General features: G+C 62.6%; 16 protein-coding genes and 1 tRNA gene. 7 read left to right on the forward strand and 10 right to left on the reverse strand.

Annotated features, from left to right (window positions below):
• Positions 1 to 18 precede the first annotated feature (18 nt).
• The 3 genes from NR193_RS30920 to moaA form a co-directional block, all read right to left on the reverse strand.
• Positions 19 to 378, reverse strand: coding sequence for a hypothetical protein (locus NR193_RS30920; protein ID WP_256754460.1), 360 nt, complete (start codon positions 376 to 378; stop codon positions 19 to 21).
• Positions 379 to 494: 116 nt separating this feature from the next.
• Positions 495 to 968 (reverse strand): hypothetical protein, encoded by a 474-nt coding sequence (locus NR193_RS30925; protein WP_256754461.1) that lies wholly within the window; start codon positions 966 to 968, stop codon positions 495 to 497.
• Between the two features lie 56 nt (positions 969 to 1024).
• Complete coding sequence (gene moaA / locus NR193_RS30930; protein WP_256754462.1) at positions 1025 to 2020, reverse strand: GTP 3',8-cyclase MoaA; 996 nt, start codon at positions 2018 to 2020, stop codon at positions 1025 to 1027.
• Between the two features lie 200 nt (positions 2021 to 2220).
• Here moaA and NR193_RS30935 point away from each other — a divergent pair, with 200 nt between their 5' ends.
• Both NR193_RS30935 and NR193_RS30940 read left to right on the forward strand, forming a co-directional pair.
• The gene (locus NR193_RS30935; RefSeq protein WP_256754463.1) at positions 2221 to 2574 is read left to right on the forward strand and encodes a gamma-butyrobetaine hydroxylase-like domain-containing protein; all 354 of its coding nucleotides are present in this window, start codon (positions 2221 to 2223) and stop codon (positions 2572 to 2574) included.
• Between the two features lie 70 nt (positions 2575 to 2644).
• Positions 2645 to 3256, forward strand: a complete 612-nt coding sequence (locus tag NR193_RS30940) for a pyridoxamine 5'-phosphate oxidase family protein (RefSeq protein WP_256754464.1) — start codon at positions 2645 to 2647, stop codon at positions 3254 to 3256.
• 25 nt (positions 3257 to 3281) lie between these two features.
• On the opposite strand, the gene NR193_RS30945 is transcribed toward NR193_RS30940, so the two are convergent.
• Positions 3282 to 3734, reverse strand: a complete 453-nt coding sequence (locus tag NR193_RS30945; RefSeq protein WP_256754465.1) for a MarR family winged helix-turn-helix transcriptional regulator — start codon at positions 3732 to 3734, stop codon at positions 3282 to 3284.
• A 47-nt stretch (positions 3735 to 3781) separates the two neighbouring features.
• On the opposite strand from NR193_RS30945, the gene NR193_RS30950 reads away from it, so the two are divergent.
• Complete coding sequence (locus tag NR193_RS30950) at positions 3782 to 4693, forward strand: alpha/beta hydrolase (protein WP_256754466.1); 912 nt, start codon at positions 3782 to 3784, stop codon at positions 4691 to 4693.
• Between the two features lie 12 nt (positions 4694 to 4705).
• Here the strand turns inward: NR193_RS30950 and NR193_RS30955 are convergent, their stop codons facing one another.
• Complete coding sequence (locus tag NR193_RS30955; protein ID WP_256754467.1) at positions 4706 to 5101, reverse strand: rhodanese-like domain-containing protein; 396 nt, start codon at positions 5099 to 5101, stop codon at positions 4706 to 4708.
• Positions 5102 to 5445: 344 nt separating this feature from the next.
• On the opposite strand from NR193_RS30955, the gene NR193_RS30960 reads away from it, so the two are divergent.
• Positions 5446 to 7326, forward strand: a complete 1881-nt coding sequence (locus NR193_RS30960) for a murein L,D-transpeptidase (protein ID WP_256754468.1) — start codon at positions 5446 to 5448, stop codon at positions 7324 to 7326.
• A 63-nt stretch (positions 7327 to 7389) separates the two neighbouring features.
• Here the strand turns inward: NR193_RS30960 and NR193_RS30965 are convergent, their stop codons facing one another.
• The 5 genes from NR193_RS30965 to NR193_RS30985 all read right to left on the reverse strand — a co-directional run bounded on the left by NR193_RS30965 (position 7390) and on the right by NR193_RS30985 (position 10152).
• Positions 7390 to 7875, reverse strand: coding sequence for a hypothetical protein (locus NR193_RS30965; RefSeq protein WP_256754469.1), 486 nt, complete (start codon positions 7873 to 7875; stop codon positions 7390 to 7392).
• Between the two features lie 90 nt (positions 7876 to 7965).
• Positions 7966 to 8706: a lysozyme inhibitor LprI family protein gene (locus NR193_RS30970; protein ID WP_256754470.1), complete on the reverse strand. Its 741-nt coding sequence runs from the start codon at positions 8704 to 8706 to the stop codon at positions 7966 to 7968.
• A gap of 132 nt (positions 8707 to 8838) precedes the next feature.
• Positions 8839 to 9096 (reverse strand): PepSY domain-containing protein, encoded by a 258-nt coding sequence (locus NR193_RS30975; protein ID WP_091585792.1) that lies wholly within the window; start codon positions 9094 to 9096, stop codon positions 8839 to 8841.
• 158 nt (positions 9097 to 9254) lie between these two features.
• A tRNA-Val gene (locus tag NR193_RS30980) sits at positions 9255 to 9329 on the reverse strand.
• Positions 9330 to 9465: 136 nt separating this feature from the next.
• On the reverse strand, positions 9466 to 10152 hold the full coding sequence (locus tag NR193_RS30985; RefSeq protein WP_256754471.1) for a phosphoglycolate phosphatase: 687 nt from the start codon (positions 10150 to 10152) through the stop codon (positions 9466 to 9468).
• 150 nt (positions 10153 to 10302) lie between these two features.
• Between NR193_RS30985 and rpiA the strand changes: the two genes are divergently transcribed.
• The 3 genes from rpiA to gor all read left to right on the forward strand — a co-directional run bounded on the left by rpiA (position 10303) and on the right by gor (position 13142).
• Positions 10303 to 11034 carry a ribose-5-phosphate isomerase RpiA gene (gene rpiA, locus NR193_RS30990; RefSeq protein ID WP_256754472.1) on the forward strand — a complete coding sequence of 244 codons (732 nt, stop codon included), beginning with the start codon at positions 10303 to 10305 and terminating at the stop codon, positions 11032 to 11034.
• The gene (locus NR193_RS30995; protein WP_256754473.1) at positions 11021 to 11635 is read left to right on the forward strand and encodes a DUF2059 domain-containing protein; all 615 of its coding nucleotides are present in this window, start codon (positions 11021 to 11023) and stop codon (positions 11633 to 11635) included. Before rpiA ends, NR193_RS30995 begins: the two co-directional genes overlap by 14 nt.
• 118 nt (positions 11636 to 11753) lie before the next feature.
• Complete coding sequence (gene gor / locus NR193_RS31000) at positions 11754 to 13142, forward strand: glutathione-disulfide reductase (RefSeq protein WP_256754474.1); 1389 nt, start codon at positions 11754 to 11756, stop codon at positions 13140 to 13142.
• Positions 13143 to 13173: the final 31 nt, after the last annotated feature.

Below are 13173 nucleotides of genomic sequence, written 5' to 3' on the forward strand. Positions count from 1 at the left end.
CTGCTATAAGAATAGAATTTACTTCCTTGGCGTCAGCACCTCGGTGCCATTGCCGTCCTTGCCGGCGATCGTCCACAGACCGTGCAGCGAACCGTCTTCCATCACCTTGTAGACGACGAGGCCGATATCCTTGTCCATGACATAGCCGGCTGAGAAGGCATCGTCGTTGCGCATGCAGATTCCGTCAGAGGACGAGCCGCCCGTCTCCCAGTGGATCGTGCAGGTCGTCTGGCTGGTCAGCGTGATGGTGGCTTCACCGTCATAGGTCGAGCCGTCGAAGTTGGTACCGGCGACCGTGTAGGTGCCGCCAATCGACTGGGCAGCGGCTGGCATGACAGCCAAGCCAAGCAAGGCAAGAGAAAGAATGAGTTTGCGCATAGTGTATTCCCCCTGTGAGCGACGATTCCGCTGCGGGGAAAGCTAGGCCGGAACATGCTGGCGGTAAATCGACAACGGTTCGCGGATCTGACTTTTCCGGGATGTGACCGAAAATGTCACGGTCCCTTGAGGCTGCCGGCGATGGTGCCGACCAGCGGGTCGTACTTCGACTTCACGGCAGGCGGGTATTCGAGCCATACGGTGCGGATGACGCCGTCCTTGCCGAAGAGGCGACGCTCATAAAATATCTTTCCATCCTTCAAGCCCGACAGCACGGCCCAGTCCTTGCCCGCCTTGCTGTAGGTAATCTCGTAGCCCGGCTCCTTGCTGGCTTTCTCCGCCGCGACGAAACCCTTCGGCGTGTCGTCGTCGATGTTGAGGATGCCCGAGCAGATCAGGCTGGCGCCATCGGCACTGAGCCATTCCTGGCCGTCGCCATTGTCGGGCTCAGGCTGGCGATCGGTGAAGACATCATCGGGAAAGGTGCAGACGGTGCCGAAGCGCTCGTTGGTATAGGTGAAGGGAGCGGCACTTGCGGTGCTTGCCACAATGATCGCGAAAAACACCATGATCGAAAACAGCCGCCGCATGTCTTGCCCCAAAGCCGATGACCGGAAGGCAATCCTTGCACAGATCGGTGGGAAGGTCAGCCGCCGGTCACGCTCATATGCCGCGAAACGGAGGGGCGGCTGGTGCGGCGGTCGATGATGAAGTCATGGCCTTTCGGCTTGCGGCCGATGGCTTCGTCGATGGCGTCGGCAACCAGTTCGTTGCCTTCGGACGCGCGCAAGGGCGCGCGCAGGTCAGCCGCATCCTCCTGACCGAGGCACATATAGAGGGTACCCGTGCAGGTCAGCCGGACGCGGTTGCAGCTTTCGCAGAAATTGTGGGTCATCGGCGTGATGAAGCCCAGCCGGCCGCCGGTTTCGGCGACCTGGACATAGCGAGCCGGACCGCCTGTCTTGAAGGGAATGTCGGTCAGCGTGAACTGGCGTTCCAGCGAAGCACGCAGCAGCGACAGCGGCATATACTGGTCGGTGCGGTCGGCATCGATCTCGCCCATCGGCATGGTTTCGATGACCGTCAGGTCCATGCCGCGGCCATGCGCCCAGCGCATCATGCCGGGCAGTTCGGCGTCATTGAAATCCTTCAGCGCCACCGCGTTGAGCTTGACCTTCAGCCCGGCCGCCTGCGCGGCATCGATGCCTTCCATGACCTTGCCGAGATGGCCCCAGCGGGTGATCTTGTGGAATTTTTCGGCGTCAAGCGTGTCCAGCGAAACGTTGATGCGCTTGACCCCGCAATCGGCGAGTTCGGCTGCAAAACGCGAAAGCTGCGAGCCGTTGGTGGTCAGCGTCAGTTCTTCCAGCGCACCGCTTTCGAGATGTCGCGACAACTGACGCACGAGGTGCATGATGTTCTTGCGAACCAGCGGCTCACCACCGGTGAGGCGCAATTTCCTGACGCCCTTTTCGATGAAGACGCTGCACAGCCGGTCAAGTTCCTCCAGCGAAAGCAGGTCCTTCTTCGGCAGGAAGGCCATGTCCTCGGCCATGCAATAGGTGCAGCGGAAATCGCAGCGGTCGGTGACCGACACCCTGAGATAACTGATCGTGCGACCGAAAGGGTCGATCATGTCCATGCTTCAAGCGCTTCCCGTGGCCGTGAACGGCTTCGTTATATACCGCTATGTGATACGATCCGGCCCGCCATTCAAGATACCGTTTCTCGATCTTTGGTAACATTCCCTGGCCGACATCGCATGTCGGCTCACCGCAAACGGCCTTTTCCCGTTTGGCGAAGCAGCGTAGGGAAGGGTGGATTGCCGAGGGACCGAACACCATGACCGCACCCAGGGAACTCCGGGTCTCAAAAGACCGCCGACTGCTCTCGGTGACCTTTCCCGATCATCAACCGTTCGAACTGCCGGCGGAACTGTTGCGCGTCGCCTCGCCCTCGGCCGAGGTGCAGGGCCATTCGCCCGAACAGCGCGTTACGGTTCCCGGCAAGCGCAATGTGGCGATCCTCAAGATCGAACCGGTCGGCAACTACGCGGTGCGCATCACCTTCGATGATTTCCACGATACCGGCATCTTCACCTGGAACTACCTGCACACGCTCGGCCACGAGAAGGACGCGCGCTGGAACGCCTACCTCGCCGAGCTCGCGGAAAAAGGCTTGAGCCGGGATCGCTAGCTGCGGCAAGTCGGCGTCGTGAAAACGTCACCGATCGGGAGTATGGGGCGGCGGATTGGGAGACAAGAAGATGTCCGTCATCACCACGGTCGAACAGCTCGAAGCCCTTTACGGATTGCCCGGCGAAACCTCGCTGGTCAAGGAACTCGACCATGTGATTCCCGAGTACGCCGCCTTCATCGAGGCTTCGCCCTTCGTCGCCCTGGCGACCAGTGGGCCGGAGGGGCTGGACTGTTCGCCGCGCGGCGACCTCGCCGGCTTCGTGCGCATCCTCGATCCGAAAACGCTGATGATGCCGGATCGGCGCGGCAACAACCGCGCCGATTCGCTGAAGAACGTCATTCGCGATCCGCGCGTTGGCCTGCTGTTTCTGGTGCCGGGGTCGGGCACGACGCTGCGCATCAACGGCCGCGCCCATATCACCACGGATACAACGCTCTGCGCGTCGTTCTCGGTCGACGGCAAGCCGGCGCGCTCGGTGACCGTCATTAGCGTCGATTCGGTTTATTTCCAGTGTGCGCGCGCCGTCGTCCGTTCCGAGCTTTGGAACCCGGCGAGGCATGTCGATCCGAAGTCGTTGCCGACACCTGGGCAAATCCTCGAGATAACCAGTCGCCAGAACATCGACGGCGAGACCTACGACAGGGAATGGCCGGAGCGGGCGAAAAAGACGATGTGGTAGGCTGACGGCCTGGCCGAGACGGCGGTCACGCCTCCTTCAGCACCTCATAGATCTTGCGCATCTGGTCGCCGATCATGTCGCATTGTTCCGGTGTCGACTGGCTCATCGCCTTTTCGATCAGCGCCATGTGCACTTTCAGCGCCTGCATCAGCAGCGCCTCGCCGGCTTCCGTCAGGGCGAGCCGCAGGATGCGCTTGTCCTTCTCATCGCCTTCGCGAAGCAGCAGGCCACGCGCCTCCAACTGCGGCAGCAGCATGGTGATGTTGGAGCGGCCGACGAGCAGCTTGCGGGCAAGATCGTGCTGCGACATGCCGGGGTGGCGGTAGAGGTTCATCAGCACATCGAGCTGTGCCGGCTTCAGGTCGAGCGGCGCAAGCTTCACCGCCAGCGTGCGCTCCAGCACATGGCAGGCGCGCGCCACTGCGACCCAGTTGCGAAAACGCGGGTTGTCCCAGGGTAGCTCTTGTTTATTGTTCATCTTTGAACTATTATGTTCATGCTTGAACGTATGGATGGATTCTCACTATGGCATCAATCGGGCTGAAGGTCATCCGGGGGGTGTTTGGTGCGGCCGAACATATTGCGCCGCGCCTGACCGGCCGCGCGGCTTTCGAACTGTTCTGCCGCACGCCGAATGCCAAGGCGCTGACGGATGGCGAACGCCGCGCCGTGGACCGCGCGGCGGAGTTCATGGCCGAGGCGCGTCATCATCGGCTGAAGACCGCCACCGGCTGCGTCATGGTGCACGAGTTCCGGCCGGAACCGGGCAGAGCGGTTGCCGGCACCGTGCTTGTCGTCCACGGCTGGCGTTCGCGCACCGAATACATGCGTGCATTGATCGAGGGGTATCGCGCCGCCGGCTACAGGGTTGCTTCGCTTGATCTGCCGGGCCACGGCCAGTCGCGGGGCCGGCGGTTGAACATGGTCAATGCCGTGGAAGCCGTGCGCGTTGCCGGCGAATGGTTCGGTCCGTTCACGGCGGCGGTCGGCCATTCCTTCGGCGGCGCCGTCGCCGCCAACGCCATCGCTGGTTCGGTCAAGAACATCCCACCGCTGGCTGCCGGACGGCTGGTCCTGATCGCGGCGCCAAGTTCGCTGCCGGCAATCTTCGCCGACTTCAGCCGCATGCTCAATGTCGGGCCGCGTTCGCAGGCCGCCATGGCGGACCGCGTCGAACACCTTTCCGGCCGGCCACTGCATGAATTCACCGGCGACCGCCAGCTTGCCCATGCACCGGTGCCGACCCTGGTCATCCACGCGCCGGATGACCGCGAGGTCTCGGCCGATCATGCCAAGCGCTATGCCGGGGCCGGCGGCCATGTGCGGCTTTACTGGGCCGATGGGCTCGGCCACCGCCGCATCCTCGCCGACAGGGACGTCGTCGAACGCGCCGTCGGCTTCGTGGCTGCGCACCGCGAGCCGTCGCTGCTCCACTAGCGGCAATCGAGATTATTTCTTCTTGTCGCCGGGCTCGACTGGCAGTCCGGCCGCCTTCCAGGCCGTGTAGCCGCCAAGAATGTGCTTCACCGGCGAAAGCCCCATGTCCTGCGCCGTCTTGGTGGCCAGCGCCGAGCGCCAGCCGCCGGCGCAGAAGAAAACGAAACTCTTTCCCGAAGCGAAGAACGGCTTGTGGTAGGGGCTTTCGGGATCGATCCAGAACTCCAGCATGCCACGGGTGACATGCCTGGCGCCTGGAATCCTGCCGTCTCGCTCCACTTCGCGCGGGTCGCGCAGATCAATGAAGATGGTGCCTTCGTCCTCGAGCAATCCCGCTGCTTCCTCGGGCGACACCACTTCGATCTCGGCGTTGGCCTCGTCCAGCAGTTCGCGATAACCCTTTTTCACCCTGTCGTCCTCCCGGCCAGGTGGTTTGCTGGCAGGTCGAATTTCGAGCACAACAGCCGGCGTTTGTCACGGCCCGGAAGGCCGTTTCATAACCGGCGCCGCGCTGACCGTCGACGGTGGCACCAAGGCCTGGTCGCCAATGGATTTCCCGGCCGGAGCGGAACCGCATCCGTTCCGGCCGTCACGAGGTTGTGAAACCGTTCTGCAACAGGCGCTCCAAAATTTATGGAAGCTTAACGAAATCAGTATGAATCGGTATAGTCGCGTCTTACATCCGCCATGCGGTGAGCGAGATCGTCTAACGGTGCGGAACGGGAACCGGTTGCGACCGGAGCGGGTGATCCATGAAATTTCTCGGAAACAAAGCAGCCGTGATGCCGCTGGTGGCGATTACGGCAACGCTCACTCTCGGTGTGCCTCAGGCGGGAGCGCAAGGGCTTTTCGAGATGCTTTTCGGGGGCGGCATCAGACATGCGCCACAGGGTGAGTTTCCACCACCTCCTCCGAAGCACAAGCCGAAAGTACCTGGTGGTGGCGGCAGTGTGAAAATCAGCGGTCCGTCCTACTACACCTACAAGGCCGATCGCCTGGTCCGAATCGATTTCTCGGCGCTGACGACAGCGCCGCAGCCGGCGACACCGCAGGACGCCGCTTTCGTTCCCTCAGCCACCGGCGCTGCTTTTCGTGATGCGATTGCCAGCCTAAGCGACTACGAACTCTACGCCGAGCCCGACATCGCCAAGGCGCTGATCGCCTATTACTCGGCCAATCCGGATTTCATCTGGGTAAGCGGAACCAGCCTCAACAGCCGCGCGCAGGATGCGGTGCGGGTGCTCGGTGAGGCAGCGAGTTACGGCCTTACGCCCGCCGACTACGCCGTCGATGTGCCCGCCGCCGACTCGTCAACGGCCGATGCCGCTGCACGACTGAAAGACCTCGTCCGTTTCGAAATGGCCCTGTCGGCGCGCGTGCTGCGCTATGCCCAAGATGCCCAGAATGGCCGTGTCGAGCCCAACCGCATGACCGGCTACTATGATTTCCCGGCCAAGCCGCTCGACTTGCAAGGCGTGCTGAAAACACTGGCTCACACCCAGGAAGTGCGCACCTACCTCGAATCGCGACATCCGCAGAATCCGGAATACCAGGCGCTGCGCGTCGAGCTGGAAGCCCTGCAGGCAAGCGCCGAGAACGAAATCGTCGTCGATCCCAAGCTGTTGCTGAAGCCGGGCGAGACCAGCCCCGAACTGCCGAAGCTGCTGACGCTGATCGCGCGCAATCTCGATGACGAGATGGGCGGCGCCTATGGCGAGGTGCTGTCCAGGCTGGCGACCAGTGAAGTCTACGTTCCGGATCTGGTTCCGGTCATCAAGGCCATGCAGCAGAAGGCAGGCATGAAGGGCGACGGCGTCATCGGGCCGCGCACCGTCGCGTCGCTGGCCGGGACATCCAAGGCCGACAAGCTTCTGAAGGTGGAAGTGGCGCTGGAGGAACTGCGCTGGCTGCCTTCCGACCTCGGCAGTCCTCGCGTCTTCATCAACCAGCCGGCCTTTACCGCGAGCTACATCGACAATGGCGAGGAAAAGCTGAAGACACGTGTGGTCGTCGGTCGAACCACCAACCAGACCGCTTTCTTCTACGATCAGATCAAGCAGGTCGACTTTCATCCCTATTGGGGGGTGCCGCAGTCGATCATCGTCAACGAAATGCTGCCCAGATTGCGCAGCGATCCAGGCTATCTCGACCGGGCCGGCTACGAAGTGACCGACTCGCGCGGCAACCGCATCCCGTCGTCGGCGGTCAACTGGGGCGCCTATGGCGCTAACATTCCCTACAGCGTGCGCCAGCAGCCGAGCGAGGCCAATGCGCTGGGCGAGTTGAAGATCCTGTTCCCCAACAAGCATGCGATCTACATGCACGACACGCCGCAGAAGTCATTCTTCAAGCAGGACATGCGCGCGCTGAGTCATGGCTGCGTGCGGCTGCAGGATCCGCGCGGCATGGCGGCGGCGGTGCTCGGCACCTCGGTGGACTATATCGCGGAAAAGCTGAAGCATGGGCATTCGACGGAAAACGTGACTCGCAAGATTCCGGTCTATGTCGCCTATTTCACCGCATGGCCAGACATGTCCGGCAAGGTCGAGTATTTCGGCGACGTCTACGACCGCGACTCGCGGCTGAAGCAGGCACTGGACGCAACCGAGGCAGTGCGCTCACCGTCGAGTTGAGCAAAAGCAGTTTCCGGCAGTCAGAGGCGGCGCAACGTTCGAACGTTTAGCCGCCTCAACTCTTTATTGACCTGGTGACAGCGGTCGCCGGAAGCCGGCGTCCCGCCCGGCGATCAGCCAGTAGACCAGTCCGGCGACCAGGCCGGCGGCAGCAATGATGCCGATGTCGGCCCAGCGCTCGGCGTCCATCTCCTCCGCCGTACTCGGCCAGATCAGGAAGAAGCCGCCCGCCGCGGCCGCGGCCGCGAAGAACATGTGCAACAGGGCATTGCGTAACGCGAAGAACTCGGCGATCAGCGCGAAGACAAGCGTCTGCGCTCCGGTCACGACAATCGTCAGGAAATAGATGAACATGCCAAGCGGCGGCACCGCCAGGGCCGCGATCGGCGAGACGCCCATGACATCGAAATACGCCGGCGCATTGGGCAAGGAACTGAGCGCGGCATAGATCGCCGTCACTGCTACCAGGCCGACCAGCACGGCGACGAGATAACCGGCAAGCACCATCAGGATACGCTTCAATATGTACTTCGCCGTCACCATGCCCATCCCCCATGCGGCGCAGTCAACCGGTCCAGTCAGCCATCAAAGCGGGGCTGATGCAAGCGGGAGGAAAGGAACCTCGGTCGTGGCGGCAGCTCAGGCGCCGCCGCACAGATGCTGTGAATCGGGCAGCGCCCATGAACCTTTGATGGCGAGATCGATGCCATAATAGAATCGGCCGCGATCGTCGCCCGCGGGGCAATCTCGCGGAATTGAGATCAGGCACATGATCGCCGCGTCGCCGACCTTAGAGGCAGCCAAGCCAGGCTCACGATCATAGGAGACGGCCGTGCCGCCATTCGTGAATGTCGCCGCGCTGCCGGCCTCAGGACTGGCTGATTCCAGCGGATCGTCGCCAAGCCGCGCAGTAAGCGTCTTGATATGCGTGGAGGCGCATTGTCCGATTGCCGAGGGCAGGGGCTGATCCATCCCTTCAGGGTTCCGCGAGGCGGCTTCCAGCGCCTTTTTGCCGATCAGCGCGATGTTGTAGTCCTGCACCCATGACGGGGCATTGCCATAGGTCTGCAATGCGTTGTTCTGCGCGCTGACGATGCAGGCGGTATCGCCCTTGCAGGCATTGCGGTCGGCGATCAGCTCGCGGGCGATCTTGCGCTTGTCGCCACCGAACGCCGGCTCGAAACCCTTGAAGGCCTTGGAGACCAGCAAATCGATGGCCGATAGCTGCGGATCGGCGCAGATCGCCTTTTCCGCCGGCAGGCTTGCCTTGGCGCAGTCGAAGGACGGTCCGTCGGCCCGCGCCGGGGCGGCCCCAAGCACGCCGCCGGCCAGGATGATGGCGAGCACGAGCAAGACATTGGTTCGAACGGAAGATCGCATGCGTGCCCCCAAGCCGCCAGGATTGCACACATATCATATCCCAGGATGGACGTTTTGGGCGAGACGGCTGGTCATTGAGAACGCCCCGAGAAACGGGGCAGCTCTTCGAACCGTGGATGTCTCCGGAAAACCCTATTTCGGCTCGGCCGTCACGGGATCATAGGTGATTTCGACCTTGGCCTTGTCCGACGTGTAGTAGGTGACGGTGTAGGCGCCGCTGTCCCAGTCGATCTCCTTGATGTAACGGAAGCCGTCGCGCTGCTCGACCTTGGCGATGATCTCCGACAGTTTCTTGGCATTGGGCGGCGGCAGCGGCTTCTCGTCCGCGGCCAAGGCCGGCCCGGTGGCGAGAAGAACGGCGACGCTGGTCGCCAGCAGAAATCTGGACATGGTTTTCCCTCAAGTTTCGACGGAGGGAAACTCGCTGCCGTGCCGGTTTGTTCCACCATGCTGCAACACGTGCCCGACCCGGCTTGCACAGGCTGCGATTCGCAGGGCCGTCACCAACAGGACAGCAAGGTGGAGGTGGGGCCGAAAAAGGGGGAAAATGGTGGGCGATGCAGGGATTGAACCTGCGACCCCACCCGTGTGAAGGGTGTGCTCTCCCGCTGAGCTAATCGCCCGCTCGTTGCCCGAAGGCCAAGCGAGCCGCGATATAAGGGAGGCCGGCCGGTTAAGTCAAGGCAGTGTCGGACGTTCTGACAAGGATCGGATTACTGTGCTTTCGAGCCTCTATCCGGCGCAGTCGGTGCCTTCCGGTCAGCGTCCGGCAGCGGCGGCGATCAGTCTTTGCGCCAGGTCCAGCGTCAGCGCGTCGAAATGCGAAATCACCGCAGAGGGTTCGAATTCGCGCACATGACGGTCGGTATAGCCGAAATCGACCGCCACCACCGGAATGCCGGCGGCCTTCGCGGTGTCGATGTCGGTTTGCGAATCGCCCACCATCAGGGCGCGGTGCGGGTCGCCGCCGGCCCGCGCGATGGTCTCGGTCAGGTGGCGAGGGTCGGGTTTGCGGAACGCGAACGTGTCCTGTCCGGCGATTGCGGCGAAATGTCTGGTCAGGCCGAGCGCATCGATCAGCGCCAGCGAATTGGCTTCGTACTTGTTGGTGCAGATGGCCAGCAGATAGCCGGCGTTCTCGAAGCGCGCGATCGCCTCAACGACGCCGGGGTAGGGGCGCGATTTGCCGGGAATGTTGTCGGTGTAGTGATCGAGGAACAGTTTCAGCAGCCGGTCATGCTCGGCGACGTCAAGCGATCGCTGCTGGGCAGCATGGGCTCGTTCGATCATCACGCGGCCGCCATGGCCGACGAAGCGCTTGAAGCCTGCTTCATCGACGGCCGCGAGCTCGCTGGCGGCCAGGCTGTGGTTCAGGCTGTCCAGCAGGTCCGGCGCTGTATCGACCAGCGTACCGTCGAGGTCGAACACGATGATCGGGCGGGTCATGGTCTGTCCTGCGCAGTTTTATGCAACTGGCTGGCGATAGCGGCTGCGGCGCGCCAAGGCAAGCAGGCCGGTGGATAGCGGTCAAGGGCTTTGACCCGACCGTCAAAAATGCTAGGAGCCCAGCCAGCAGGTTCCGGGGCAGCAAGCGGCATGGATGCAAGACAATTGAAGGTCGAGGCCGCGCGGGCGGCTCTTGCCCATGTTACGGACGGCATGCGGCTCGGCATTGGCACCGGCACCACCGCCGAAGAGTTCGTGCGGCTGCTTGCCGACAAGGTTGCCACCGGCATGACCGTCATCGGCGTACCAACTTCGGAGCGGACCGCGTTGCTGTGCCGCGAGCTTGGCGTGCCGCTGTCGACCCTGGAGGAAACGCCCGAGCTCGACCTCACCGTCGATGGCGCCGACGAAGTCGACCCGGAGCTGACCTTGATCAAGGGCGGTGGCGGGGCGCTGCTGCGCGAGAAGATCGTCGCCGCTGCTTCCCAGCGCATGATCGTCATTGCCGATCGCTCGAAGATGGTCGAGACGCTTGGCCGTTTTCCGCTGCCGATCGAAGTCAATCAGTTCGGCCTGCGCGCAACCGAAATCGCGATTGCCGCCGCGGCACGAAAACTCGGCCTTTCCGGTCCGGTTACATTGAGGATGACGGGGGGCCGGGCTTTTGTTACAGACGGCGGCCATTTTATCCTCGATGCATCTTTTGGCCGCATTCCGGATACAAGAGCGCTTTCGAATGCTCTCCACGCCATTCCGGGCGTGGTCGAGCATGGTCTTTTCATCGGGCTGGCGTCAGCGGCCATCATCGCCGGTGGCGACGGCATCCAAACCGTCCATGCCGCCCGAAAAACAGGGAGTTCTACCGATCATGATGTTGCATAACCGGGTCCGCAGCCTTTGCGCCGTTCTGGCGGCTTCGGCCGTTTTCGCGTTCTCTTCGCCGGCGTTTTCGCAGGATGTCACGGAATCGCACCTGAAGGCCGCCCGCGCGGCGGTCGCGGCGATCCACGCGACCGACCCGTTCGACAACATCCTGCCGCAGGCGGCAGCCGCGCTCGAGTCGCAGCTCATCCAGAAGAACCCGGACATGCAGGAGCTGATCGGCAAGACGATCAACGAGAAGGCATTGGCGCTGGCCTCGCGCCGCGCCGACCTGGAAAAGGAAGCGGCGCTCGCCTATGCGAAAGTGTTTTCCGAGAAGGAACTGACCGATATCGCGGCCTTCTACAGCTCGGACTCGGGCAAGAAGCTGCTCGACAGCGGCCCGACCGTGACGCGTGAACTGGTCAAGGCAGCCGACATCTGGCAGAACGGCCTCGCCCGCGATCTCGCCCAGCAGGTTGGCGAGACATTGGCCGCAGCCGCCAAGGCAAAGGCGCCGGCGGCACCGGCCGATGCCACCGCTCCCGCGGATGGAGCCGCTCCGGCGGATGGGGCAGCGCCCGCCGATGGTTCGGCTCCCGCGGACGACACGCAGAACTGATCCTGCGTTTCCAACCGGCCTTGCGGCCATCTGTGAAGCCCGGCTTGTCCGGGCTTTTCTTTTGATGGTTTGCAGCCTACCTGTCTCTGGATTTTCCAAAGCTCGAGGAGCCCGCGTCATGGCCGGTTACGACTACGATCTTTTCGTCATCGGCGGCGGTTCGGGTGGGGTGAGGGCGGCGCGCGTCGCCGCCGCGCTCGGCAAGCGCGTCGGCATCGCCGAAGAATTCCGCTATGGCGGCACCTGCGTCATTCGCGGCTGCGTGCCGAAAAAACTCTATGTCTATGCATCGCAATTTCCCGAGCATTTCGCCGATGCCGCGGGCTACGGCTGGACGGTGCCGGAAGCCAGTTTCGACTGGCAGACACTGGTCGCCAACAAGGATCGCGAGATCAGCCGGCTGGAGGCGATCTACGAGAAGAATGTACAAGGCGCCGGCGGCGAGACGTTCCATTCGCGCGCCATGATCGTCGATCCGCATGTCGTGCATCTTCTGGGCGATGATCGCACCGTCACCGCCGACCAGATCCTGATCGCCACCGGCGGCCGTCCGGCCGCGCATCCGGCGTTGCCCGGCCATGAACTTTGCATCTTTTCCAACGAAGCGTTCGACCTCAAGCAACTGCCAAGAGCGATCATGATCGAAGGCGGCGGCTATATCGCCGTCGAGTTCGCCAACATCTTCCATGGCCTCGGCGTCGACACCACGCTGGTCTACCGGGGCAAGGAGATTCTCAGCCGCTTCGACATGGATCTGCGGCGCATGCTGCATGAGACGATGGAAAAGAAGGGGATAAAGATCCTTTGTCATTCCGTGTCCGAATGGATCCGCAAGCGTCCTGACGGCCGGCTCGACGCAGTGGTCACGGGCGGCAAGGTGCTGACGGTCGACCAGGTCATGCTCGCCATCGGCCGCATTCCCAACACCGAGAACATGGGCCTTGAAGGCATCGGGCTGGAGATGACCAAGACCGGTGCCATCGCCGTCGACAAATACTCCCGCACCAACATCGACAACATCTGGGCGATCGGCGACGTCACCAATCGCGTTCAGTTGACGCCGGTGGCGATCCATGAGGCGATGTGTTTCATCGAAACCGCCTTCAAGGGAAATCCGACCGCGCCCGACCATGAGACGATCGCGACCGCCGTCTTTTCGCAGCCCGAGATCGGCACGGTCGGTCTGTCGGAGGATGATGCCGTCAAAAGCTTCTCCGACATCGAAATCTACCGCGCCACATTCCGGCCGATGCGAAACACGCTGTCCGGGCGCGACGAGAAGATGCTGATGAAGCTGGTGGTCGACGGCGCGTCGAAGAAGGTGCTCGGCGCCCACATCCTGGGACCAGATGCCGGCGAGATGGCGCAGCTTCTCGGCATTCCGCTGAAAGCCGGCCTGACCAAGGACGATTTCGACCGCACGATGGCGGTGCATCCGACGGCGGCGGAAGAACTCGTCACCATGTACAAACCGACCTACCGCGTGAAGGATGGCCAGCGCGTCTGACCTTTCGCCTGTCGCCAGCTCGCTCGTCGTC

It is taken from the genome of Mesorhizobium sp. Mes31, assembly GCF_024519675.1.
Classification (GTDB): Bacteria; Pseudomonadota; Alphaproteobacteria; order Rhizobiales; family Rhizobiaceae; genus Mesorhizobium.

Excerpts from the sequence above, each read along its gene's own strand:
- moaA (WP_256754462.1), bottom strand. The coding sequence starts at position 2,020 with ATGGACATGATCGACCCTTTCGGTCGCACGATCAGTTATCTCAGGGTG.
- gor (WP_256754474.1), top strand. The coding sequence starts at position 11,754 with ATGGCCGGTTACGACTACGATCTTTTCGTCATCGGCGGCGGTTCGGGT.
- NR193_RS30975 (WP_091585792.1), bottom strand. The coding sequence starts at position 9,096 with ATGTCCAGATTTCTGCTGGCGACCAGCGTCGCCGTTCTTCTCGCCACC.
- NR193_RS30995 (WP_256754473.1), top strand. The coding sequence starts at position 11,021 with ATGATGTTGCATAACCGGGTCCGCAGCCTTTGCGCCGTTCTGGCGGCT.
- NR193_RS30935 (WP_256754463.1), top strand. The coding sequence starts at position 2,221 with ATGACCGCACCCAGGGAACTCCGGGTCTCAAAAGACCGCCGACTGCTC.
- NR193_RS30970 (WP_256754470.1), bottom strand. The coding sequence starts at position 8,706 with ATGCGATCTTCCGTTCGAACCAATGTCTTGCTCGTGCTCGCCATCATC.
- NR193_RS30965 (WP_256754469.1), bottom strand. The coding sequence starts at position 7,875 with ATGGGCATGGTGACGGCGAAGTACATATTGAAGCGTATCCTGATGGTG.
- NR193_RS30940 (WP_256754464.1), top strand. The coding sequence starts at position 2,645 with ATGTCCGTCATCACCACGGTCGAACAGCTCGAAGCCCTTTACGGATTG.
- rpiA (WP_256754472.1), top strand. The coding sequence starts at position 10,303 with ATGGATGCAAGACAATTGAAGGTCGAGGCCGCGCGGGCGGCTCTTGCC.
- NR193_RS30960 (WP_256754468.1), top strand. The coding sequence starts at position 5,446 with ATGAAATTTCTCGGAAACAAAGCAGCCGTGATGCCGCTGGTGGCGATT.
- NR193_RS30985 (WP_256754471.1), bottom strand. The coding sequence starts at position 10,152 with ATGACCCGCCCGATCATCGTGTTCGACCTCGACGGTACGCTGGTCGAT.
- NR193_RS30920 (WP_256754460.1), bottom strand. The coding sequence starts at position 378 with ATGCGCAAACTCATTCTTTCTCTTGCCTTGCTTGGCTTGGCTGTCATG.
- NR193_RS30925 (WP_256754461.1), bottom strand. The coding sequence starts at position 968 with ATGCGGCGGCTGTTTTCGATCATGGTGTTTTTCGCGATCATTGTGGCA.
- NR193_RS30950 (WP_256754466.1), top strand. The coding sequence starts at position 3,782 with ATGGCATCAATCGGGCTGAAGGTCATCCGGGGGGTGTTTGGTGCGGCC.
- NR193_RS30945 (WP_256754465.1), bottom strand. The coding sequence starts at position 3,734 with ATGAACAATAAACAAGAGCTACCCTGGGACAACCCGCGTTTTCGCAAC.